Raw genomic sequence first — 23,450 nt, forward strand, 5'->3', positions numbered from 1 at the left:
GCCCTCACGTGTCCATCATTCGGCTCCCCTAAAGATCGGCGTATGAACATCGAAATCTGGCAAGGCGACATCACCCAACTCGACGTGGACGCGATCGTCAACGCCGCCAACGAGTCCCTGCTCGGCGGCGGCGGCGTGGACGGCGCCATCCACCGTGCCGCCGGCCCAGACCTGCTGGAAGAATGCCGGCGCCTGCCGGAACTCAAGCCGGGCGTGCGTTGCACGGTGGGCGAGGTTCGCGCCACTGCGGGCCACCGGCTCAAGGCGCGGCACGTGCTGCACACGGTGGGCCCGGTGTGGCGCGACGGCGCCCACAACGAACCGGCCCTGCTCGCCAACTGCTACTGGCGCGCCCTGCGCCTGGCCGAACAGATGGGTCTGCACTCGGTCGCCTTCCCGGCGATCAGCTGTGGCGTCTACGGCTATCCACTGCACCAGGCCGCACGCATCGCGGTCGCCGAGACCGACGCCTGGCAGCGCGCGCATGCGGTGCCCAAGCGGATCATCCTGGTGGCCTACAACGACGCCACCACCAAGGCGTACCGACAGGCGCTGCGCGACATGCAGTGCGCCACCGCGGCCTGAGCGGCCGATTGCTGGCGGGCCCAGCCGAGCATCTTCATCCCAAGCGCCCGCATCAAGCGCCTGACCATGCGATGCCTGCGCTCCACCCGATCGCAGGCATCGTCGATCGTCTGCAATGGCGGCGGCACCGCGCACTGCGGCATTCCCCCGATACCGTGTCGGGGGACGCCGTAAAGAGTGACTGCGCGCCAAAGCGCTGGGGGTGAACTTCCTCGAGTACGACCGGCGCCGACTCGACACGCAGATGTACCGGCTGCGGCGCCGCGTGGAAGAGATCAGCGGACGCCCGTTGCCGGTGAAGACCCTGCGCAACAGCGGCTATCGCTTCCACGCGCCGGCCGCGTTGGCGCCCTGAGCGCAGTGCGGCGTTTTTTCTACGCACGCCCTATCGCTGGCGTCAGCGCTGCGAAAGCACCTCTGCGCGCATCATCCGCACGACACTGGGCCTCAAAACGAAAAACGCCGGCGATGCCGGCGTTCTTCGTAGGCGGTGTCAGGAGGGCTCAGCCCTGCCACTTGCCCAGCGCGGCCAGGCCGTTTTCCTTGGCGCGCTCGTACACCACCTGCTGCGCCTTGGCGAAATTGCCCTTCATGTCCTGCGCCCACAGCTTCAGCGCGGCCTGCTGCATGGCGCGGCCATAGGAGAAGCTCAGCGGCCACGGCAGGTTGCCGAGCTGGTTCATCGCGTTGAGGTGCGCGGTGGACTGCTCGTCGGTCTGGCCGCCGGACAGGAACACGATGCCCGGCAGGATCGCCGGCACGGTGCTCTTGAGGCACATCACGGTGGACTCGGCCACTTCCTCGACGCTGGCCTGCTCATCGCAGTCCTTGCCGGCGATGACCATCGACGCCTTGAGGATGGTGCCTTCCAGGACCACGTTCTGCTCGTACAGCGCGCCGAACAGCGAACGCAGCGTGGCTTCGGTGACTTCGTAGCAGGTCTCGATGTCGTGGTCGCCGTCCATCAGCACCTCCGGCTCCACCATCGGCACCAGGCCCTGCTCCTGGCACAGCGCGGCGTAGCGGGCCAGCGCATGCGCGTTGGTCTCGATGCACACGCCGGACGGAATGTCCTCGCCGATGGTGATGACCGCGCGCCACTTGGCGAAGCGCGCACCGAGCTTGTAGTACTCCTCCAGGCGTGCGCGCAGGCCGTCCAGGCCTTCGGTGATCAGCTCGCCCGGCATGCCGGCCAGCGGATGCGTGCCCTTGTCGACCTTGATGCCGGGGATGATGCCGTGCTCGGCCATGTACTTGGCGAACGGCACGCCGTCCTTGGTCTTCTGGCGGATGGTCTCGTCGTACAGGATCGCGCCGGAGATGTGGTCGCCCAGCTTCGGCGTGGTCAGCAGCAGCTCGCGGTAGGCACGGCGGTTCTCTTCGACATTCTCGATGCCCACGCCGGCGAAGCGCTTGGCGATCGTGCTGGTGGATTCGTCGATCGCGATGATGCCCTTGCCCGGGGCGACCATTGCCTGTGCGGTTTCGGCAAGCTGTTCGATGCTCATACGGTTCCTGATGGCTGCAACGGGGGAACCCCCAGTATACCGGGCCGGCCTGCATGCATTCCGTTACCGCCGGCGCTGCAAGCGGTTACAGGCGTAGACCGCATTCGGTCGGCTTCAGCCAAGCGCGTCCGTCATCGCCTCGCACTGCGCCTCTTCGTCGACCTGCGCCGTCTGCAGCGGCGCAGCGCCCGCGGCTGGTGCCGGTGCCGGCGGATGCGCGGCCTGCGCCGCCGGCAGTGCGATGTCCAGCGCATCGAGCACGGGCCGCCAGTCGTCGGCGCTGCGCGCGCGGCGGTGCGCCAGCAACGCGGCATGGCGGCGGAGCCCGGGCAACTGCCAGCGCAACTCGCAGCAGATGCGATCGACCTCCTCGGCCGCCTCCGGCGCGGCGATCAGCCACGGCAACTGCTCGACCATCTTGCCGGCACCGGAATCGTGGATGGCCATGATGTAGCCGACGATCAGCAGCAGCAGGTGTTGCAGGGCCGCGCGCTCGTCTTCGCGCAGGTCGCCGCCGCGCTGCAGCCGCAATACCTCGTCGCGAGCCTGTTCCAGGCCGTCGAGCGAGGCCGCCACCACCTCCCGAAGGTGCTGCGGGTCGTGCGTCGGCGCCGGCTCCAGCGCGCAATCGCGCAACCGCTCGGTCAACAGATCGACCACGTCGCGCGGGAACTGCCCGGGCACCATGCGCAGCGCGATGCGCATCCGCGCCAGCGCGTGCGCATGGCCGTGCTCGCGTTCGAACAAGGCATCCAGCGCTTCGGCGCAGGAGATCAACCGGCCCAGCGGCGACAGCACTGGCGCGCCGACCGGATAGCCGGAGCCGTCGATGCGCTCGTGATGCTCGCGCGCGGCAGCGGCCTGCTGCGCCGAGTACACGCCGGATTCGCCCAGCAACGCGGCGCTGATCACCGGATGCACGCAATGCATGCGCCACTGCGCAAAATCCTGCTGCGCTTCCGGCATTTCCAGCACCGCCGGATCCACGTACATCTCGCCGAGATCGTGCAGCAGGCCGACCTCCGCGGCCTCGCGCATCGCCGCGTCCGAGCGCGACAGCAGCGCCGCCAGCCAGGCCACCAGCATCGCCGCCCGCACCGCGTGCGAGAACGCGGCCGGTCGGGTCTGGCCGAGCGTGGTCAGCAAGGTGCCGGGCGCGCCCAGCGTGCGGGCACGGGCCAGCGCGGTCATGACCGATTGCACGTCGTCGCCCAGCAGCGCGCGCAGGTGCGGGTGTTCGTCCAGCTCGCGCTGCGCGGCCAGTTGCACTTCGCTCGGGCGCAGCTCCTCGCAGAACGCCAGCGAGGATTCCAGCGGGCGCAGCAGGCGCCGCGCGATCAGGCGTTCGCGCAGGCCGGCATTGATGCGCTGGCCCTTGGCGACCAGCAGGATGCCGCGGCGGTCGCGGATGTCCTCGGTGACCACAAGCTCGCGCGTGGCCGAGGCCTGGATCAGGTGTTCAAGACAATGCGTGCCGGGGCGCTCGGGCAGTTCCAGCCCGAGTTCGGCGTGCGCGCTCGTGGACGTCATAGGGAATCGCGATCAGGGAACGATGGATGCCGCGCCGTTCCATGCGCGATCGAGCAGGTGTTGCCGACGGTGCGGCGGCCTTGGCCGCCGCACCGCGTGTCCTTCAGAGTTCGCCGAGGCCGCTGGCGCGGCCGTCCGGGCCGACTTCGAGCAGGCGCAGGGTGTTGGTGGCGCCGTGGGTTTCCATGTGCTCGCCGCTGGTGAACACCACACGGTCGCCCGGCGCCAGCAGGCCGGCCTCGACCAGCACGCGGATCGCGCCGCGCGCGGCCTCGCGCGGGGTCAGGCCGCGGCTGTCGAAGTTGATCGGGAACACGTCGCGCATCATCGCCATGTGCCGACGCGCGCCGTCGTGGCGGGTCACCGCGAAGATCGGCGCCTTGGCGCGGAAGCGCGACAGGTAACGCGGGGTGCCACCGGATTCGGTCATCGCCACGATCGCGCGCACGCCCACGTGCTGGGACAGGAACATCGTGGCCATGGCGATGGCCTGGTCGGCGCGCTCGAGGTTGCGCGGGGCCATGCCGAAGTCGGTCTCGGTTTCGAACTGGCGCTCGGCGCCCAGGCAGATGCGCGCCATCGCCTCGACCGCCCGGATCGGATAGGCGCCGGCGGCGCTCTCGGCCGACAGCATCACCGCGTCGGTGCCGTCGATCACCGAGTTGGCCACGTCCAGCACTTCGGCGCGGGTCGGGATCGGGCTCTCCACCATCGACTGCAGCATCTGCGTGGCGGTGATCACCACTTTGTTCTGCGCCAGCGATTCCTTGATGATCTTCTTCTGCAGGCCCGGCAGTTCGGCATCGCCGATCTCCACGCCCAGGTCGCCGCGCGCGACCATCACCACGTCCGAGGCCTCGACGATCTCGCTGAGGTTTTCGATCGCCTCGGTGCGCTCGATCTTGGACACCAGCGCCGCGTCGCAGCCGTGCGCGCGTGCGATGCGCCGCGCCTCGTTCATGTCCTCGGCGTTGCGGCAGAACGACACGGCGATGAAGTCCACGCCGATCTTGGCGACGATGCCGATCAGTTCCTTGTCGCGCTCGGTCAGCGCGCCCAGCGACAGGCCGCCGCCCTGCTTGTTCAAGCCCTTGCGATCGGACAGCACGCCGTCGTTGAGCACGCTGGTGACGATGCGCTCGCCATTGACCTCGACCACCTGCAGCTGCACCAGGCCGTCGTCCAGCAGCAGCACGTCGCCGGCGGCCACGTCCTGCGGCAGGCCCAGGTAGCTGACCCCGACCTGGGTCGCATCGCCGGGCGCGGCGTTGGGGTCGGCGATCAGGTCGAAGCGGTCGCCGAGCTTGAGCGAGACCTTGCCCTGGGCGAAGCGCTCGATGCGGATCTTCGGACCCGGCAGGTCGGCGAGGATGCCGATCTCGGCGCCGACGCGAGCCGCGGCGGCACGCACTTCGGCGGCGCGCTTGGCCTGGCCGGACGGATCGCCGTGGCTGAAGTTCAGCCGCACCACGTTGACGCCGGCGCGGAACAGATCCTCGAGCACGCCGGGCGGGTCGGTGGCCGGACCGAGGGTGGCGAGAATCTTGGTGCGGCGCTGGCGTTCGATCATGACGGCATCCTTGGAAAAGCGCTCAAAGCTAGCACACGCGCCCATCACACGGCATGGCATTTCGGCATAGACGCACGCGCGGCCCGGCATAGCGACCGGACAATGCGGGACAGTATGTGGTCACGCCGCGCCCGCAGACGCCGGCCTGCGGACGTCGCAGCGGCGATCGCAGCGTGCGCCATGCCGTGCATGGCGCCCCTCGCACGCGCCGGACACGCCGACGCATGCAGGCCTCAGGCCGCGACCAGCGCCGGCAACTGCGCCGGCGTCTGCGCCAGGACATCGGCGCCGGCCTGGCGCAGTTCCTCGGCATCGCCGAAGCCCCACAGCACGCCGATGCTGCGCATGCCGTGGTGGCGCGCGCCGTCGATATCCATGCGCCGGTCGCCGATCATGCGGCACTGCGCCGGCACGACAGAGAGCCGCCGCAGCGCCTCGGCGATCAGCTCGGGCTTGGCCCGGCGCGCACCGTCGTCGCTGGCGCCGATCACGTCCTCGAAGCGGGCGCCGAACGGCAGATGCTCGACGATGCGGCGCGCGAAGCGCTCGTTCTTCGAGGTCACCACCGCCAGGCGGTGGCCGGCCGCGGCGATCGCCTCCACCGCTGCGCCGATGTCCGGAAACACCGTGTGCTCGCGCCAGCCGTGGCTGTCGTAGCGGCTGCGGTAGAGCGTCAGCGCCCGCTCCACCAATGCCGCGTCGTCGGGGAAGTGCTGCTGGAAGCTGTCGCGCAGCGGCGGGCCGATCCAGGCGCGCAACTGCGCCGGCGTCGGCAGCGGCTGCCCCAGTTCGGCAAAGGCATGGCGCAGGCTGCCGACGATGCCGGCCTCCGAGTCGACCAGGGTGCCGTCCAGGTCGAAGAACAGAACGTTGGCGGCGCTCACGCGCCGCGCGCCTGCAGTGCGGCCACCGCCGGCAGGGTCTTGCCTTCCAGGAACTCCAGGAACGCGCCGCCGCCGGTGGAGATGTAGCTGACCTGCTCGGCGATGCCGTACTTGTCGACTGCGGCCAGGGTGTCGCCGCCGCCGGCGATGGAGAACGCCGGCGACGCGGCAATCGCCCGCGCCAGGGTCTCGGTGCCCTTGCCGAAGGCGTCGAATTCGAACACGCCGACCGGGCCGTTCCAGACCACGGTACCGGCCTTGGCGATCAGGTCGGCGTAGTGCGCCGCGGTCTGCGGGCCGATGTCCAGGATCAGGTCGTCGTCGGCGACGTCGGTGACCGCCTTCACCGTGGCCTCGGCATCAGGCATGAACTGCTTGGCCACCACCACGTCGCTCGGCAGCGGGATCGCCGCGCCGCGCGCGTTGGCGTCGGCCACGATCTTGCGCGCGGTCTCGAGCAGGTCCGGCTCGCACAGCGACTTGCCCACCGCATGCCCGGCCGCGGCGATGAAGGTGTTGGCGATGCCGCCACCGACGATCAGTTGGTCGACCTTGTCCACCAGGTTGGACAGCAGCTCCAGCTTGGTCGAGACCTTGCTGCCGGCGACGATCGCCAGCAGCGGCTTGGCCGGCTGTTCCAGCGCCTTGGCCAGCGCATCCAGCTCGGCCATCAGCAGCGGGCCGCCCGCAGCCACTGGCGCGAACTTGATCACGCCATGGGTGGACGCCTGCGCGCGGTGCGCGGTGCCGAACGCGTCCATCACGAACACGTCGCACAGCGCCGCGTACTTCTTCGCCAGGGCCTCGTCGTCCTTGCCCTCGCCGACGTTCATGCGGCAGTTCTCCAGCAGCACGATCTGCCCCGGCTGCACGTCCACGCCATCGACCCAGTCGCGGATCAGCGGCACGTCGACGTCGAGCAGCGCGGCCAGTCGGATCGCCACCGGCTCCAGCGAATCCTCCTGGGTCCACACGCCTTCCTTGGGCCGGCCGAGGTGAGAGGTCACCATTACCGCCGCGCCCTGCTCCAGTGCGTGCTTGAGCGTCGGCACCGAGGCCAGGATGCGCTGCTCGGAGGTGATCAGGCCATTGTCGATCGGCACATTCAGGTCTTGCCGGATCAGCACGCGCTTGCCGGACAGGTCGAGATCGGTCATTCGCAGGATGGACATGTGATTGCTCGCTTTCGTGGGGTTGCAAAGGGAAAACAGCGCCAGCCATGCAGTATCGGCGTCGGCTGCGGAACGCCGGGTGCACGGACGCCGGCCGAGCGCCGCGTGGCGGTCAAACCGGCATTGTCCGGCGTCGGCCGCACAGCGGCAAATCGCGGTGGTGCGGTGCCGCGCACGGTACAGCGCGCGCGCCATCGCCGCCGGATCGGTCAGCCCGTGCCGTCGGCGGCGCCGGGTTTGCGCAGCAGGCTCAGTGCGAAGCCGACCACCAGCAGCGCACCGCCGACCAGCAGCGCCCACAGCAGCCAGGTCTTCCAGTCGCGCGGCGGCGGCGGCGCCTGCAACGCCGCAGCGCCGGCCAGCGGCTGTGCGGCGCCGAGGCTGGCGGTGGCCGGCGCCCATTGCGGCCCGCGCTGAACATGCAAGGCCTGCAACGCGGCGGCCAATGGCGCCTGTGCACGCTGGGTGCGCGCACTGCCGGCGGCCAAGGCATACGGCGGCGCACCCTGCGCCAGGAACACCAGCGTCTCCGGCTGATAGCCCAGGCGCAGCGCCGGCCGCTGCCGGCCCGGGTCCTGCGCCGCGAACAGCCGCCAGTAGCGGTCGCGTACCGGCGCGGTCAGCGCCTGCGGCGGCGAGCGGCTGCCGCCACCGACCTGGTAGGCCAGCCACGGACCGGCGCGATCCTGCCAGGGCGCCTCGGCACTGTCGCGGCTCTGCACGCGCCATTCGATCGCGTTGTTGCCGGGCAAGGCGACGTCCACGCGCGTCACCGGGTAGCGGCCCGGCGACACGAAGGCGTAGCTGTGCTGCGCGGGGTCGGTGCTGACTGCGTCCAGTTGCTGCCAATGCCAGTCGGCGGCCACCGGCGCGGGCGCCAGCTCGGCCTCCACCCCGGTCAGCGGCGGCGCGCTGGCGCCGGCCAGCGGCAGCAGGCGCAGGTAGCGCACCTGCCGGCCGATCGGGATGCGCAGTTGCTGCAGCCGGTGTCCCTGGTTGCTCAGGTCGACCAGGGTCGCATCCGCCACCAGCACCTCCCAGTCGCGCAGGTCGTCGCTGCCCTCGACCCGGTAGCGCGCCTGCTGCGGCTGCGCGGCGGCGGCCCATTGCAGCGACACCGCGCGCAGCGGCGCGTGCAGCGCGCTGGCGTCGACCAGCCAGCCTGCGCCGGCGTCGGCCGCGCCGCTGGCCACACGGGTCTGGATGCGGCGCACGCTGCCGTCGCGGTCGCGTTCGGCGATCAGCTCCAGGTCCGGTGTGCGCCCATCGCGCGAGGCCGGCAGCGGAAACCACGGCAACGGCTGCCGGCGCGGCGTGGTCTCGGCCTGCTCGGCGGCGAACAAGGCGGCCGGCAACGGATCGCCCGCCGCGTTGAACACCTCCACGTCGCCCAACGAGGCGCGCTGTGCGCTGCGGTAGACCGCATCGTCGAGCTGCACGCGATAGGCCCCGGCATCGGCGTCCTGCAGGGTCAGCGGCCACTGCTGGGCGTAATCGTCGCGCTGGCTGGCGGCAAACGCGCATAGCGGCAGCCAGGCCAGCAGCAACGGACACAGCGCACGTCGGATCATGGGATGGCCTCCTCGGCCGGTTCGGCGGCGCGCGGCGGTGCCGGCGCCAGATAGCCGACCACGGTACACAACAGCCCGTAAGCGATGAACGACGCGATGCCGGCGACATTGCCGAGGTTGCCGCGGTCCACCAGCAACAGCTTGCCCAGCACGACCGCCATCAACACCGCACCGGCCAACCACAGCCCGCGCTGGCCGCGCCGCGAGCCCAGCACCCAGCCGAGCACGCCCAGCACGCTCCAGACCACGGTCAGGCTGGTCTGCGCCACCCCATTGCCCAACACGCCGGGCCACGGCACCGCCGCCCAATAGTGCACCGCATGCAGGGTGACGCTGGTGATCCACAGGAACCCGGCGCCGGCCAGCAGGTGCGTGCGCCAGGGACGCAGCAGCGCCGGCAGTTCGGGGCTGCGGGTCCAGCGCACGCCGAGCACCAGCAGCGCCAGTTGGGTCAGTTCCAGCGGGTTGAGCACCGGCACCCACGGCAGCGGCGCGCTGCTGCCAGGCCGGCCCAGGCTGTACAGCCAGGCCACCGCGAGCAGGCCGAAGTAGGTGCTCTGCAAGGCCGTGCGCCACGGCGCGAACGCCGCGCCCAGCGGCGCCGCCAACCAGGTCCAGCGCCACAGCGACAGCGCCGCGAACAGCAGCCAGGGCGCCACCAGCAGCATCCAGCGCCAGCCGGCGGCGAGACCGCTGTGCAGCGCCAGCCAGCCGCACAGCAAGGTGGCCACGATCGGCCACACCAGCCACCACACGTACTGCGCCGCGCGCGCCACGCCGCCGCCACTGTCGCGCAGGCACAGCAGGCTGCGCACGCCGAGCACGGCGTACAGCGCCCAGGCCCAGGCGCCATGCCCGGCAAACGGTTGCCCGTGCGCATCGGCCTGCCAGGCCGCCAGCGGCACCGCCAGCGCCAGGCTGCCCAGCGTGGTCGCGGCCAATGCCGGTGCCGGCCAGCGCCGCTGCGCTTCGGCGGCGAGCCAGCCGCTGACCGCGACCCAGGCCAGCAACACATCGGCACGCGCATCGGTGTCGACGAACCGCAGGATCTCGGCAACGCCGATGCCGCACCACCAGGCCAGCCCCCACAGGTAGTAGCCCAGCGCCGGCAGCGCGGCACGCTCGCGGCGGTAGCACCAGGCGCTGACGAAGCCGGCCAGGGCCAGCAGCAGCGCGCTCATGAAGGTGGCATTGACGATCGCCTGGGTGTCCTGCGCCACCGCGTCCAGGCCCACGGTGAAGCCGAACGCGGCCGCCAGTTGCAGGCCGGCGCCGCTGAGCTGCGGCAGCCAGCGCCGCTGACGCAGGCCCAGCCACACCAGCGCCGCGCCCTCCAGCGCGAACACGCTGGCGGTGGCCCGCGCGGACAGCGCCAACGGCACCGCCAGCGTGGCGAAGCCCACCGCCAGCACCGCATACGCCTGCCCCAGCAGCGCGAAGCGCGCACGCCGGATCAGCGCCGCCGCCAGCAGCGCATAGATCGCCGCCAGGCCCAGCGCGCAGAAGGCCAGCGGCAGGCGCTCGCCGCGCAGCAAACCGGCCTGCAGCGAGAACGCGATCAGCGGCGTGCCGAACAGCAGGCTGCCGTCGATCAGCGTGCTGCGCGTGGCCTCCTGGCGCCGCGCGTACAGGATCGGGATCAGCAGGTAGAAGGCGAAGAACAGCAGCAGGAACGGCTCGGTGCTGGCGAACTTGTCCGGCCGGTACTGCAGCACGCCCCACAGCGTGCCGATGCCGAAGGTAAAGCCGAACCCGAGCAGGTTCAGCACCCGCCACGGCCGGTACCAGGCGATCGCGAACACCGCCGCGTTGAGCAGCGCGTAGTAGGAGAACAGCGCGACGTGGTTGCCGCTGCCGGTGGACAGCCACAGCGGCGCGAGGAAGCCGGCCAGCGTGCCCAGCACCGCCAGCGTGCGCGACTCCTGCGCCACCGCCAGCACGCACATGCCCGCGACCAGCACGACGCTCAGCGCCAGCGCCGCGCCGGCGGGGATCAGCCCGGACAGCTTGAACGCGGCAAACACGGTCAGCAGCAGCACGCCGATCGCCCCGCCCTGCAGGGCCAGCGCAAAGCTGCGCTTGCGCGTGCGCTGGCGCCAGCCGAAGGCCAGGCCGGCCAGCGACGCGGCGGCGATGCCGGCATAACGCAACTCGATCGGCATGCGCAGCCAGCCCTGGTCGCCGGCGTACTTCAGCAGCGCGGCGACGCCGGCCAGCAGCACCAGCATGCCGATCTTGACCGGGACGTTGCCCTCGGTGAACCAGCGTTTGATCCCGCCCAGCAGCCGCTCGATCGGATCCGGCCGATGCAGCGCAGCGATCGCGGCGCTGGCGGCGGCGCGCGCCTGCGCCTGCTCCCGCTCGGCCTGTTCGACCGCGGCGGCCAGCGTCGCGAAATCGTCGGCCTGCGGCGGCACCGGCAAGGGCTGCGGCAGCGGCAGCGGCGGCAGCGGCGGCGGCGGCACGCCGGCATCCTCCGCGACCTGGTGCGGACGCGCGAGGTCGAGGGACGCCGCGATCGGCAGGCCCTCGGCCTCCACCTCGGGTTCGGCGGCAGCATCGGGCTTCCCGGCCGCGGCCACGGGGCCGGCCCAGGCCGTCGCAGGCGGCACCGGGGCGGCGGCCATCCGTGCGACCTGCGCCTCCAACGCGGCGAGCCGCTGGCGCAGACGCGATTGCCCCACCAGCGTCACGATCAACAGCACCGGCACCGCCAGCACCGCCAACACCACCAGCACGATCAACATCTCCATTCGACTCGCATCTCCACAGCGGTGGTGCGGCGCCACAAGGCGCCCATCCGGTGTCCGGCAGCGCCGGACCTGGCGCAGATGGTAGACGAGTTCGGTGCCGGCATCGGTCCGCGAACGCGGCCGCGACCCAGGCAGGGCAAGGCCCGACGTTCCGACGGACGGTCTTCACGCCACCCTCAAGGCGTTAGCTCGACGGCCGCTACACCCCTTACCACGTCGTGCGTCTGCTGTTCCCTCCCACCCCACCGGCAGCATGAATGAACCTACCCGCCCACCCCGCCGACGCGGGGATCGATGACCATATCCGCGCGGTCGTCGGCCTGTCCGACCAATTGCTGGGCCAGCTGCGCCGCTCGTTGCAGGGCATCGACGCGATCAACCGCACCACCCACATGATCTCGATGAACGCGCGCATCGAATCGGCGCGGATCGGCGCCGCCGGACGCGGCTTCAGCGTCATCGCGCAGGAAATGGACGGGCTGTCGCGACGCGTAGCCGAAGCCACGCAGGACCTGGACAAGGTCGCCGCGCGCACCAGTGCGGAGATGCGGCAGACGCTGGGCCGGCTGCAGGACGACGTGCGCCGCACCCGGCTCAGCGAACTGGCGCTGAGCAACATCGACCTGATCGACCGCAACCTCTATGAGCGCAGTTGCGACGTGCGCTGGTGGGCCACCGACGCCGCGGTCGTGGCGGCGGCACGCGCCGACAGCGACGCCGACGCACTGGCCTACGCATCGCGGCGCATGGGCCAGATCCTGGATTCGTACACGGTCTACTTCGACCTGATCCTGGCTGGCAGCGATGGCCGCATCCGCGCCAACGGCCGGCCGCGGCAGTTCGCCTCGGTCGGCAGCGACGTCTCCGCACAACCGTGGTTCGAGCAGGCCATGCGCACCCGCAGCGGCGAGGACTTCAGCTTTCAGGGCGTGCACCCCAGTGCGCTGGCCGATGGCGAGCGGGTGCTGGTGTACGCGTGCACGGTCCGTGAGGGGGGCCGCATCGATGGCCGCGTGCTCGGCGTGCTGGGCATCGTGTTCCGCTGGGACGCACTGGCGCAGACGATCGTGCAGCGCACGCCGCTGTCCGAATCCGAATGGGGCCGCAGCCGCGTCTGCATCGTCGACGCGCAGGGCCAGGTGCTGGCAGACTCGGCCGGACGCATGCTGCAGGAGCGGCTCGACTTCGACGGCCGCGAGGCCTTGTTCAAGCAACCGCGCGGCGCGGTGCTGATCGACCTCGATGGCCGGCCGCATTGCATTGCGCATGCCGCCTCGCCCGGCTACGAAACCTACCGCACCGGCTGGCACTCGCTGATCCTGCAGGCGCTGTAGTCGGTACACGACGCACCGCGTCCTGCGCAAAAAGCGGCAGCGGATCACAGGGCAGTGCGCGCTGCGTCAGGACGGTGCGCAGGTCACGCCATGCCGCATCGCGTTCGCGATCCGCCCACGAGCATCGCCGACACAGGTGTCGTCGCTGCCTGAACGCCGCTGCATGCCGTATTGACGGCGTCATTTCGCCATGCCTAAGCTCGTTGCGCCGCGCTGATGCCGGACCGACGCATCGCCTCGACGCGACCGGTGCACGCTGGATTGCAGACGCCACTCCCCAGGTAAACGGACATGACCATGAAACCCTTTCGCACCCTGCTGATCTCGACCCTGCTGGCCGCGTCCTTCGCCGCTCCCGCCCTGGCCGAAAAGGTCGACAATCCGGATCTCTACACCGCCGATGCGGTCAAGAAGAACATCGTCATCGGCAAGACCACCAAGGAAGAAGTGCGCGCCATCTATGGCGAGCCCAAGCACGTCTACAGGACTTCCGGAAAGGAAGGCGGTTACGAAAAGTCCTGGACCTACAGGCCGGGCGAGTCGCACGGCGAAAAAGTGCGCGGTACCGCGACGACGGTGCTCAAGCGCATGCTGCCGGGTTTCTACACCGGCCAGGCGATCAACGAGGCGCAGGACCACGGCGTCGGTGCACGCAACGTCAAGTCGTATGACCTGGAGGTTGAATTCGACGCCAAGGGCGTGGTCACCGACTATCGGCAGACCGAAAGCAACCAATCGCGCGACGCGCTGTAATCGCGAGGCCGAGCCAGCCTGCGGCATTCGACGCGCCGCGGCAGGGCCAGCGGCTCGTCACAACGAAAAAGGAGCGCGTGAGCGCTCCTTTTTCGTTGCCGCCTCGGCTTGGTTGGCGGCAGCGCCAGGCCATGCCGGACGCTGCCACAAGACCGCATCGCCCGCACTGGGCGGGCGACGCCTGGCCTTTTACTTCGCCACCACCTTGACCATTTCCAGGCACTTGTTGGAGTAGCCCCACTCGTTGTCGTACCAGGACACCAGCTTGACGAAGGTGCCATCCAGGGCGATGCCGGCGTCGGCATCGAAGATCGAGGTGCGTGCGTCGCCGCGGAAATCGGTCGCCACCACCTTGTCCTCGGTGTAGCCGAGGATGCCCTTCAGCGCGCCTTCGCTCTGCGCCTTCACTTCGGCACAGATCTCGGCGTAGGTGGCCGGCTTCTCCAGTTCCACGGTCAGGTCGACCACCGACACGTCCGAGGTCGGCACGCGGAAGCTCATGCCGGTGAGCTTCTTGTTCAACTCCGGGATCACCACGCCGACCGCCTTGGCCGCGCCGGTGCTGGACGGAATGATGTTCTCCAGGATGCCGCGGCCGCCGCGCCAATCCTTGTTGCTCGGGCCGTCCACGGTCTTCTGGGTGGCGGTGGCCGCGTGCACGGTGGTCATCAGGCCACGCTTGATGCCCCACTTGTCGTTGATCACCTTGGCCAGCGGCGCCAGGCAGTTGGTGGTGCAGCTGGCGTTGGAGACGATGGCCTGGCCGGCATAGGTGCTGTCGTTGACGCCGTAGACGAACATCGGCGTGTCGTCCTTCGACGGCGCCGACAGGATCACTTTCTTGGCGCCGGCGTCCAGATGCTTCTGCGCGGTTTCCTTGGTCAGGAACAGGCCGGTGGATTCGATCACCACGTCCACGCCGACCTCGCCCCACTTCAGCGCCGCCGGATCGCGTTCCTGGGTCAGGCGGATCTTCTTGCCGTTGACCAGCAGGTGACCGCCGTCGACCGACACCTCGCCCTCGAAGCGGCCGTGCACGGAGTCGTACTGCAGCATGTAGGCCAGATAATCCGGCTCCAGCAGGTCGTTGATGGCGACGATCTCGATGTCGCTGCCGAAATTCTGCACCGCCGAGCGCAGCACGTTGCGCCCGATGCGACCGAAACCGTTGATGCCGACCTTGATTGCCATTTCAGTAGCTCCTGCGGCCGCGCCTGGCGCGGCGGATGGAAGGGGAAATCCCATTCTAGCAGGCCAGCCGCGCCCCGCCGGACACGCCGGTTTGATCAGGATCAAGGCGCCACGGTGCGCCGCGCCGGACACTGCGCCCACACCCAACCGAGACTCCACCATGCGTACCCCCTCCCCCTTCCTGCTCACCGGCCTGGCCGCCGCCCTGACCCTGTGCGCCCTGCCGGCGCTGGCGCAGTCGCAAGGCGACTGGACCATCGGCATCGGCGCCCACCAGGTCAATCCGAAGTCCGACAACGGCGCGTTGGCCGGCGGCACCCTGCCGCTGCGCATCGACAGCAACATCCGCCCGACGGTGACCTTCGAGTATTTCGTGCAGCAGAACCTGGGCGTGGAAGTACTGGCCGCGCTGCCGTTCGAGCACGACATCAGCGTCAAGGGCGTGGGCAAGGTCGGCAGCACCAAGCATCTGCCGCCGGTGGTGTCGCTGCAGTACCACTTCAACAGTGCCGGCAAGGTCTCGCCGTTCGTCGGCGCCGGCCTCAACTACACCACCTTCTTCAGCGAGAAGACCACCGGCGCGCTGGCCGGCAGCAAGCTCAAGCTGGACGACTCCTGGGGCCTGGCCGCGCACGCTGGCGTGGACATCGCGCTCACCGAAAAATCGGCGCTGCGCGTGGACATGCGCTGGATCGACATCGACAGCAAGGTGAAGGTCAACGGCAGCGACCTGGGCACCGCGCACATCGATCCGCTGGTGTACGGCCTGGCCTACGTGATGAAGTTCTGAGAAGGCTCCGGCGCCGCCATGTGCGACGGCGCCGACAGGACTGGCGCCGTTCGCCGCGGTGGTGCCATCCCGGGCACCGGGTCGCGCGCCAGGTCGGCAGCGGCCACGCACGCGGACACGCCGGTCGCAGCGCGTCCGCGGCGCTTCTCTGGCAGACTACGCGCCACACGGATGTGGATCGGCGCCCGCCGGGCCGACACGGGGTTCGCATCCGCCCACTCGTCGTCCACCGGGGTCTCCCATGCCGCCACGCCTGTTCCGTCGCCTTGCCGTCGCCGCCATCGCCAGCATCGCCCTGCCCGCTGCGGCGCAATCGGCCGGCCATTTCACCACCAGCTACGGCCTGCACGGCATGGTGCCGGGCGGCTCCAACGGCACGCTGCGCGGCAGCGACCAGCGCTTCGACGCCGACACCGCGCCGGCCGTATCGTTCAGTTACGAGTACTTCTTCCGCGGCAACCTCGGCCTGGAGATCCAGGGCCTGGTCGGCCAGCAGAAGATCGGCGTGGACCGCGGCGGCGATATCGGCAGCGCCTGGATGCTGTCGCCCACCATCTCGCTGCAGTACCACTTCAACGGCAACGGCGACATCTCTCCGTTCGTCGGCGCCGGCCTCAACTACACCGCCTTCCTCGGCAGCGACGGCAAGGGCGCGTTCTCGTCCAATGACGTGAAGTTCAAGGACAGCGTCGGCCCGGCGCTGCATACGGGCGTGGACTTCGCTGTGGGCGAGCGCAGCGCGATCCGCGTGGACGCGCGCTGGACCGGCATGCGCAGCGACGTGGAGGTCGATGGCAGCAAGCTCGGCAAGGCCAAGCTCGATCCGGTCACCTACGGCGTCGCCTACCTGATGTATTTCTGAGCCAGCGCATCGGGCCGCGTCCAAGGCGGCCCTGAGCGGCCGGCACACCTGCCGCGCCACGTTGTCGCCACGCTGAGCCGCAGCGCAACGGACCCGGCACGGGTCATGGCCGCGTCGTCGTCGCCGGCTAGAATCCGCGCATGAAAACCTCTTCCCTCGTTTGCACCGCGCTTGCCGCGGCCCTCGCCGCCGCGCCGTCCGCCGCTTTCGCCTGGGGCCCGCTGGGCCACCGCCTGGTCGCCGATCTCGCCGACACCCAACTCACCCCGGAAGCCCGCACCCAGGTCCAGGCCCTGCTGCAGGGCGAACCCGAACCGACCCTGGCCGGCGTGGCCAACTGGGCCGACCAGCTCCGCGAACACGATCCCGACCTGGGCAAGCGCGGCGCGCGCTGGCACTACGTCAACCTGGCCGAGAACGACTGCCACTACGAACAGACCCGCGACTGCCCGGACGGCAACTGCGCGGTCGAGGCGCTGCGCCGCCAGGCCGCGATCCTCGCCGATCGCAGCCAGCCGCAGGCCGCCCGCGTGCAGGCACTGAAGTTCGTCGTGCATTTCGCCGGCGACGTGCAGCAGCCGCTGCATGCCGGCTACGCCCGCGACAAGGGCGCCAACACCGTGCAGATCCAGTTCGATGGCAAGGGCACCAATCTGCACGCGCTGTGGGACAGCGGCCTGCTGCGCAGCCGTGGACTCGACGAACAGGCCTACCTGGCCGAGCTGGAAAAGCAGCCGTTACCGGCGCCGTCCCCGGCCGGCAGCGCACTGCCGCCGCCAGCGGCCGCCTGGGCCGAGGCCTCCTGCAAGATCATGATGCGCCCGGGCTTCTATCCTCCTGGCGCCAAGCTGCCGGCCGATTACGTGACGACCTGGCGCCCGGTCGCCGAGGCGCAGTTGCGCCAGGCCGGTGCCGATCTGGCGGCAACCTTGAACGCAGCGCTGGGCAAGTAAGCGCGGCGCACAGGGTAGGAGCGGCTTCAGCCGCGATGGGCTTGCCTGGGAAAGCACATCGCGGCTGAAGCCGCTCCTACAAGAGCACTTACGCCACACCCAGCTGCGCCCGCGCCCAGCGCACGATCTCGGCGGTGCCGATGGCGCCGCTGTGCCGGCCGAGTTCGCGTCCCTGCCGCAGGAGAATCAGCGTCGGAATGCTGCGAATCCCGAAGCGCCCGGCCAGCGCCGGCTGCGCGTCGCTGTCGAGCTTGCCCAGGCGCAATTGCGGCTCCAGTTGCGCCGCTGCAGCGGCGAAATGCGGGGCCATTGTCCGGCACGGGCCGCACCACGGCGCCCAGACGTCCACCAGCAGGGGAAGATCGCTGCGTTCGGCATGCGCGGCGAAGTTGTCCGCAGTCAACGTCACCGGCGTGGCGTCGAACAAACCGCGATGGCAGCGCCCGCACTGCGGCGACGCCGACAGCTTCTCGCCCGGCACGCGGTTGAGCGCGGCGCAGTGCGGGCAGGCGACATGCAGCGGCTCGCTCATGCCCCGGCCTCGATGCTCTTGTCACCGAGCAGCACGGTGCCCTGCGCATCCTTGACGGTGACCTGCACGTCGATGCCCTGGCGCACGCTCTGGGTGACCACGCAGAACTGCTCGAACTGGGCGAGGATCCGCTCAAGTTGCGCGTAGTCCTGGTTGGCGCCGGGCAACTGCAGTTCCACCGACGCCTGCGGAATGCGCCAGAACCCCTCCGGATTGCGCATCGGCGTGGCGGTGATGTGCGCGACCACACCGGCCGGATCGTTCTTGTACTTGCGCATCGCGAACAACAGGCTCGCCGCCAGGCAATTGGCGATGCCGGCCAGCAGGATGCGCGTGGGATTGGGGCCGCGCTCCTGGCCCAGCGGCGCGGCTTCGTCGCTCAACCAGGGCTCCAGCGCGGTTTCGTCGAAGCGGATGCGGAACGCGAAGTCCGTGTCCTGCTCCAGGGTGACGCGGATCGGATCGCCGATGGGCATGGCGGAGGCTCCACTGCGAAGAAGGGACTTGCGACTCTACGCCGGCACCGGGAACGGGATGTGGACGCATCGTCGCGCTCACGTCGCCGCTTCGCGCCGCGCCAGCGGGTAGTACAACAGCGGGATGACCAGCAGGGTCAGCGCGGTGCTGACCAGGATGCCGAACAGCAGCGCCACCGCCAGGCCGTTGAAGATCGGATCGTCGAGGATGAACAACGCGCCCAGCATCGCCGCCAGGCCGGTCAGCACGATCGGCGGCGCGCGCACCGCGCAGGCCTCGATCACCGCCTGTTCGGCGCTTCGCCCTTGCGCCAAGGCATGGCGAATGAAGTCCACCAGCAGGATCGAGTTGCGCACGATGATGCCGGCCAGCGCGATCATGCCGATCATGCTGGTCGCGGTGAACTGCGCGCCGAGCAGGGCGTGGCCCGGCATCACCCCGATCACCGTCAGCGGAATCGGCGCCATGATCACCAGCGGCAGCAGATAGCTGCGGAACTGCGCCACCACCAGCAGATAGATCAGCAACAAGCCGACCGCGTAGGCGATGCCCATGTCGCGGAAGGTCTCGTAGGTGATCTGCCATTCGCCGTCCCACTTCACCGCGAAATCGCCGGTGTCGGCCGGCGGCGCGATGAAGTGCTGCTGCAGCGCCTGGCCGCCGGGCTGGTGCCGGCGCAGTTGCCCGACCAGGTCGAACATGCCGTACAGCGGGCTATCCAGGCGCCCGGCTTCGTCGCCGGTGACGTACACCACCGGCCGCAGGTCCTTGTGCGCGATGCTGTCGTCCCAGGGCAGGCGCTGCACCGCCACCAGTTCCGACAACGGCACCAGTTGCCCATCGCCGCCGCGCACGCGCAGCGCCAGCAAGCGTGCACTGGCGGCCTGCTCGGCAGCCGGCAGGCGCAGCCGCACCGGCTGTGCCACCTTGGAGGCGCCATCGTGCAGCCAGGTGACGTCCAGGCCCTGCACGGCCGTGGCCAAGGCGTCTGCGACAGCGGCCTGGCTCACGCCAAGGCGGGCGGCGCGGACCTGGTCCACCACCAGCGTTTCGCGGCTGGCCGCGCTCTCCGCGCTGGTGTCGACATCGACCACGTTCGGCGTGCGCAGGAAGCGCTGCGCCAGCGCCAGGGCGATCTGGCGGCTGCGCGCATAGTCCGGCCCATACACCTCGGCCACCAACGGCGCCAACACCGGCGGCCCCGGCGGCACTTCCACCACCTTCAGCGAGGCGCCATGACGTCGCGCGATCGCTGCCAGCGGCGGCCGCAGCGCACGGGCGATGGCGTGGCTGTGGCGCGTGCGCTGGTGCTTGTCGACCAGGTTCACCTGCAGGTCGCCGACGTTGTTGCCGCTGCGCAGAAAGTACTGGCGCACCAGACCATTGAAGTTGACCGGCGCCGAGGTACCGGCGTAGCCCTGGTAATCGTGCACCTCCGGCGTGCGCTCGAGCACGCCGGACAGTTCCACCAACAGCGCGTCGGTCTCTTGCAGGGTGCTGCCCTCGGGCAAGTCGACCACGATCTGCAGTTCGGACTTGTCGTCGAACGGCAGCATCTTCAGCACCACCCGCTGCAGCCCGACCAGGCCCACCGCGGCCAGCAGCAGGGCGGCGATGCCGGCGAACAGCCAGCCGCGCCGCCGCGCGCCGCGGACAGGATCCAGGAACGGGTGCAGCAAGCGCGCGAACAGGCGCTGCAGGCGCGGCGGCGCGGCATCGGCATCCCGGCCCGCATCGACCGCCGGCGCATGCCGCCTGAGCAGCTTCAGCGCCAGCCACGGCGTCACCACCAGCGCGATCGCCAGCGACAACAGCATGCCGACCGAGGCATTGATCGGGATCGGCCGCATGTACGGCCCCATCAGGCCGCTGACGAAGGCCATCGGCATCAGCGCCGCGATCACGGTGAACGTGGCGAGGATGGTCGGACCGCCGACTTCGTCCACCGCCGGCGGAATCGCCTCGCGCAGGGTCTTGCCACCGGCACGGAGATGGCGGTGGATGTTCTCGACCACCACGATGGCGTCATCGACCAGGATGCCGATCGAGAAGATCAGCGCGAACAACGACACGCGATTGAGGGTGAACCCCATCGCCCACGAGGCGAACAGCGTGAGCGCCAGGGTCAGCACCACCGCGCTGCCGACCACGATGGCCTCGCGCCAGCCCAGCGCGAACAGCACCAGCAGCACCACCGAGGCGGTGGCGAACACCAGTTTGTGGATCAGCTTGCCGGCCTTGGCCGCCGCGCTGGCGCCGTAGTCGCGCGTGACCTCCGCATGCACGCCCTGCGGCAGCAGCTCGCCACGCAATGCCTGCAGGCGCGCACTCACCACGCGGGTGAGCGCCGAGGCGTCGCTCCCCGGCTTCTTGGCGATGGCCAGGGTCACCGCCGGAGCACGTCCCTGCGCCGGCCCGCCGCGCGCGGGCGGCGCGCCGTACCACACATACGCATCGGGCAGGTCGGCGCCGGCCTGCACCTGCGCCACGTCACGCAACTGCAGCGGCTGGCCACCGTGCATGCCGATCACCAGGTCGCGCACCGTATCGGCATCGGCCAGGAAGCGGCCGGCACTGAGCGGCACCGCGCGGCCGCCGCCGATCCGGTCGCCGAGCTGGCGCACCACGTTCGCGCCCTGCAGCGCCTGACCGAGGTCGGCCACGGTGAGGTCGTATGCGGCCAGCCGCGCCGGGTCCAGGGTCACCGTCAGCACCCGCGGCGGCGCACCGATGCTGTAGATGTCGCGCGTGCCGGGAATGCGCTTGAGTTCGGTTTCCAGCGTGCGTGCGATCGCGCCCAGGTCCGCGGCGCTGCGCTGCGGATCGTCGCTCCACAGGGTCACGCTCATCACCGGCACGTCGTCGATGCCCTTGGGCTTGATCAGCGGCGCGCTCGCGCCCATCCGCGTCGGCAGCACGTCCAGGTTGGAATACACCTGGTTGTACAGGCGCACCAGGGCGGTCTGGCGCGGCACCCCGACCTCGAACTCGACGGTCAGCACCGCCTGGCCCGGGCGGCTGACCGAGTACACGTGCTTGATGCCTTCGATCTCGTCGAGCTTCTGTTCCAGCGGCGTGCTCAGCAATTGCTCGACTTCGCGCGCATCGGCGCCGGGCAAGGCCACGAATACATTGGCCATGGTCACGTCGATCTGCGGCTCTTCTTCGCGCGGGGTGACCGCCACCGCGGCCAGGCCGAGCAGCAGGCCGAGCAGGGCCAGCAGTGGCGTCAGCGGATTGGCCTGGAAGAACGCCGCCAGGCGCCCGGACATGCCCATCTCAGCGCTCCGCCAGCGCGCGCCGCTGCGCCGCCAGCGCCTGTCCGGCGGCGACCGGGTCGCGCACCACACGCTCGCCCGCGCGCAACCCGGCCAGCACTTCCACCCGCTGTGCATCGCGCCGCCCGATCCGCAGCTGACGCAGGATCAGCCGCCCATCGGCCAGGACATAGGCGGAGCTGAGCTCGCCTCGCTGCAACAACGCCGAGCGTGGAATGCTCAACGGCACCGCCTCCGCGGGAGCGCCGACGGCCAGCGCAAAGCCGACCTTGGCCGTGGTGCCCGGCGCCGGGGCCGGCTGCAGCGCCGGCAGCGGCACCCGCACCGTCACGCTGTGGCTGCGCGGATCGGCGGTGGGGAACACCGCCACCTGCGGAACCTGCAGGCTGCGCCCATCATCCAGCCGCACCTGCGCGCGCGGCGCGGCACGGATCGCCTCCGCATCGGACTGCGGCACCTGCACCTCGATGCGCTGCGCGCCGGGCACGTACAGCGACAGCAACGCCTGCCCGGCCGCCACCGCCTCGCCCGGCTGCACCTGGCGCGCACTGATCACCCCGGCAAACGGCGCGCGCACCAGCGTGTACTCGGCCGGCTGTTGCGCCTGGGCCAGTTGCGCGGCGGCCGCGGCGCGGGCCGCGCTGGCCGCATCGCGGGTGGCGCGGGCCTGATCCAGTTGTGCGCGCGACACGTACTGCGCGTCGGCCAGGGCGGCATAGCGGCGGTAGCTGGCCTCGGCCTCGCCGGCGCTGGCCATGGCAGCGCGCAGCTGCGCCTGTGCGCTGTCGACACCGGCGCGCTGTTCCACCGCGCTCAGTTGCAGCAGCACCTGGCCGGCGGCGACCCGATCGCCCACGTCCACCGCGACGCTGCGCACCCGACCGCCGGTCTGCGCGCTCAGCTCTGCATGTTCCACCGCGGCGACCACGCCGTCCCAGGAGCGGGACCCTATCGCCACGGCTTCCACCGGCGCGGTCGCCAGCACCGGCAATGGCGGCGGCGCAACGGCAGCGGCGTCATGGCGGCAGCCGGCGAGCGCCAGCATGGCCAGCGACGCGAACACAGCGGGCAGGGTCGCGCGGACGCTCCGGCGCAACGGCGTGGCGGCAGCCGTGCCCGTGCAGCGCCGCCGTCCGGCGTTCTCCGCGTCCCAGATCGGCCAACGACGCACATGCATGATCGAACTCCAGAAGGAAAGGCAGGTTTGCGCCGTCGACGGGCGATGCCCCGCGGCGGCGGTTGCGACCGCGCGAGGCTGGCCGCGAGATAAATTAGAATTTTCTTATATTAGAGTCAACTGATATGATGTACGCACTTTCCCGCCGAGCACCCCCAATGCCCGTCTCCTCCGCTCAAGCCCTGGTCGATCGCGCACGCGCGCAAATCCACGAAACCCCCGTCCACACCGATGCCGCCGCCACGCCGCTGCCCGGCGAATGGATCATCGACGTGCGCGAACCCGGCGAGTTCGCCATGGGCCACCTGCCCAACGCCATCAACATCCCGCGCGGCATCCTCGAGTTCCGCCTCGACGCCGATCCGGCGCTGGCCCGGCGCGACCAGCCGATCCTGCTGTACTGCGCCAGCGGCGGCCGCTCCACGCTGGCGGCGCTGAGCCTGCAGCACCTGGGCTACACCGCGGTGCGCTCGCTGACCGGTGGCTTCCTCGGCTGGACCGCGGCCGGCGGCCCGGTCGATTTCTGAGCC

At 70.3% G+C, this 23,450-nt stretch carries 20 protein-coding genes; 8 read left to right on the forward strand and 12 right to left on the reverse strand.

Annotated elements, in window-relative coordinates; genetic code table 11:
* The first annotated feature begins 42 nt into the window (after positions 1-42).
* Entirely contained in the window at positions 43-585 is a 543-nt protein-coding gene (locus FHR66_RS18400) for an O-acetyl-ADP-ribose deacetylase (protein WP_160967602.1), read from the forward strand.
* Positions 586-787: 202 nt separating this feature from the next.
* On the forward strand, positions 788-940 hold the full coding sequence (locus tag FHR66_RS18405; RefSeq protein ID WP_326520324.1) for a winged helix-turn-helix domain-containing protein: 153 nt from the start codon (positions 788-790) through the stop codon (positions 938-940).
* A 148-nt stretch (positions 941-1,088) separates the two neighbouring features.
* Here FHR66_RS18405 and FHR66_RS18410 read toward each other — a convergent pair whose 3' ends face one another.
* From FHR66_RS18410 to FHR66_RS18440, 7 genes are all read right to left on the reverse strand, one after another.
* Positions 1,089-2,093, reverse strand: a complete 1,005-nt coding sequence (locus FHR66_RS18410; RefSeq protein ID WP_160967600.1) for a class I fructose-bisphosphate aldolase — start codon at positions 2,091-2,093, stop codon at positions 1,089-1,091.
* Between the two features lie 114 nt (positions 2,094-2,207).
* A complete protein-coding gene (locus FHR66_RS18415) occupies positions 2,208-3,623 on the reverse strand; it encodes an HD-GYP domain-containing protein (RefSeq protein ID WP_160967598.1) in 1,416 nt (471 codons plus the stop codon).
* A 103-nt stretch (positions 3,624-3,726) separates the two neighbouring features.
* Positions 3,727-5,193 (reverse strand): pyruvate kinase, encoded by a 1,467-nt coding sequence (gene pyk / locus FHR66_RS18420; RefSeq protein ID WP_160967596.1) that lies wholly within the window; start codon positions 5,191-5,193, stop codon positions 3,727-3,729.
* Positions 5,194-5,426: 233 nt separating this feature from the next.
* Entirely contained in the window at positions 5,427-6,077 is a 651-nt protein-coding gene (locus tag FHR66_RS18425; protein ID WP_160967594.1) for an HAD-IA family hydrolase, read from the reverse strand.
* On the reverse strand, positions 6,074-7,249 hold the full coding sequence (locus tag FHR66_RS18430; RefSeq protein ID WP_160967592.1) for a phosphoglycerate kinase: 1,176 nt from the start codon (positions 7,247-7,249) through the stop codon (positions 6,074-6,076). Before FHR66_RS18430 ends, FHR66_RS18425 begins: the two co-directional genes overlap by 4 nt.
* Positions 7,250-7,458: 209 nt before the next feature.
* A complete protein-coding gene (locus tag FHR66_RS18435) occupies positions 7,459-8,820 on the reverse strand; it encodes a DUF3999 domain-containing protein (RefSeq protein ID WP_160967590.1) in 1,362 nt (453 codons plus the stop codon).
* Positions 8,817-11,573: a DUF2339 domain-containing protein gene (locus tag FHR66_RS18440; protein ID WP_167088018.1), complete on the reverse strand. Its 2,757-nt coding sequence runs from the start codon at positions 11,571-11,573 to the stop codon at positions 8,817-8,819. The genes FHR66_RS18435 and FHR66_RS18440 overlap by 4 nt, the downstream gene beginning before the upstream one ends.
* Before the next feature lie 257 nt (positions 11,574-11,830).
* Between FHR66_RS18440 and FHR66_RS18445 the strand changes: the two genes are divergently transcribed.
* On the forward strand, positions 11,831-12,907 hold the full coding sequence (locus tag FHR66_RS18445) for a methyl-accepting chemotaxis protein (protein WP_160965454.1): 1,077 nt from the start codon (positions 11,831-11,833) through the stop codon (positions 12,905-12,907).
* A 291-nt stretch (positions 12,908-13,198) separates the two neighbouring features.
* On the forward strand, positions 13,199-13,660 hold the full coding sequence (locus FHR66_RS18450; RefSeq protein ID WP_160965452.1) for a hypothetical protein: 462 nt from the start codon (positions 13,199-13,201) through the stop codon (positions 13,658-13,660).
* A 189-nt stretch (positions 13,661-13,849) separates the two neighbouring features.
* Here FHR66_RS18450 and gap read toward each other — a convergent pair whose 3' ends face one another.
* Positions 13,850-14,851, reverse strand: a complete 1,002-nt coding sequence (gene gap / locus FHR66_RS18455; protein ID WP_043094937.1) for a type I glyceraldehyde-3-phosphate dehydrogenase — start codon at positions 14,849-14,851, stop codon at positions 13,850-13,852.
* Between the two features lie 160 nt (positions 14,852-15,011).
* Between gap and FHR66_RS18460 the strand changes: the two genes are divergently transcribed.
* The 3 genes from FHR66_RS18460 to FHR66_RS18470 all read left to right on the forward strand — a co-directional run bounded on the left by FHR66_RS18460 (position 15,012) and on the right by FHR66_RS18470 (position 17,456).
* Positions 15,012-15,641: an OmpW/AlkL family protein gene (locus FHR66_RS18460; protein ID WP_160965450.1), complete on the forward strand. Its 630-nt coding sequence runs from the start codon at positions 15,012-15,014 to the stop codon at positions 15,639-15,641.
* Between the two features lie 241 nt (positions 15,642-15,882).
* Positions 15,883-16,503 carry an OmpW/AlkL family protein gene (locus FHR66_RS18465; RefSeq protein ID WP_167088020.1) on the forward strand — a complete coding sequence of 207 codons (621 nt, stop codon included), beginning with the start codon at positions 15,883-15,885 and terminating at the stop codon, positions 16,501-16,503.
* Between the two features lie 140 nt (positions 16,504-16,643).
* Entirely contained in the window at positions 16,644-17,456 is an 813-nt protein-coding gene (locus FHR66_RS18470) for a S1/P1 nuclease (RefSeq protein ID WP_160965446.1), read from the forward strand.
* An 88-nt stretch (positions 17,457-17,544) separates the two neighbouring features.
* Here FHR66_RS18470 and trxC read toward each other — a convergent pair whose 3' ends face one another.
* The 4 genes from trxC to FHR66_RS18490 form a co-directional block, all read right to left on the reverse strand.
* A complete protein-coding gene (gene trxC / locus FHR66_RS18475) occupies positions 17,545-17,988 on the reverse strand; it encodes a thioredoxin TrxC (RefSeq protein ID WP_160965444.1) in 444 nt (147 codons plus the stop codon).
* The gene (locus tag FHR66_RS18480) at positions 17,985-18,464 is read right to left on the reverse strand and encodes an OsmC family protein (RefSeq protein WP_160965442.1); all 480 of its coding nucleotides are present in this window, start codon (positions 18,462-18,464) and stop codon (positions 17,985-17,987) included. Before FHR66_RS18480 ends, trxC begins: the two co-directional genes overlap by 4 nt.
* Before the next feature lie 78 nt (positions 18,465-18,542).
* The gene (locus tag FHR66_RS18485) at positions 18,543-21,743 is read right to left on the reverse strand and encodes an efflux RND transporter permease subunit (RefSeq protein WP_160965440.1); all 3,201 of its coding nucleotides are present in this window, start codon (positions 21,741-21,743) and stop codon (positions 18,543-18,545) included.
* A 1-nt stretch (position 21,744) separates the two neighbouring features.
* Entirely contained in the window at positions 21,745-22,920 is a 1,176-nt protein-coding gene (locus FHR66_RS18490; protein ID WP_160965438.1) for an efflux RND transporter periplasmic adaptor subunit, read from the reverse strand.
* Positions 22,921-23,078: 158 nt separating this feature from the next.
* On the opposite strand from FHR66_RS18490, the gene FHR66_RS18495 reads away from it, so the two are divergent.
* Complete coding sequence (locus FHR66_RS18495) at positions 23,079-23,447, forward strand: rhodanese-like domain-containing protein (protein ID WP_160965436.1); 369 nt, start codon at positions 23,079-23,081, stop codon at positions 23,445-23,447.
* Positions 23,448-23,450: the final 3 nt, after the last annotated feature.

This window comes from Xanthomonas sp. F4 (genome assembly GCF_011761895.1).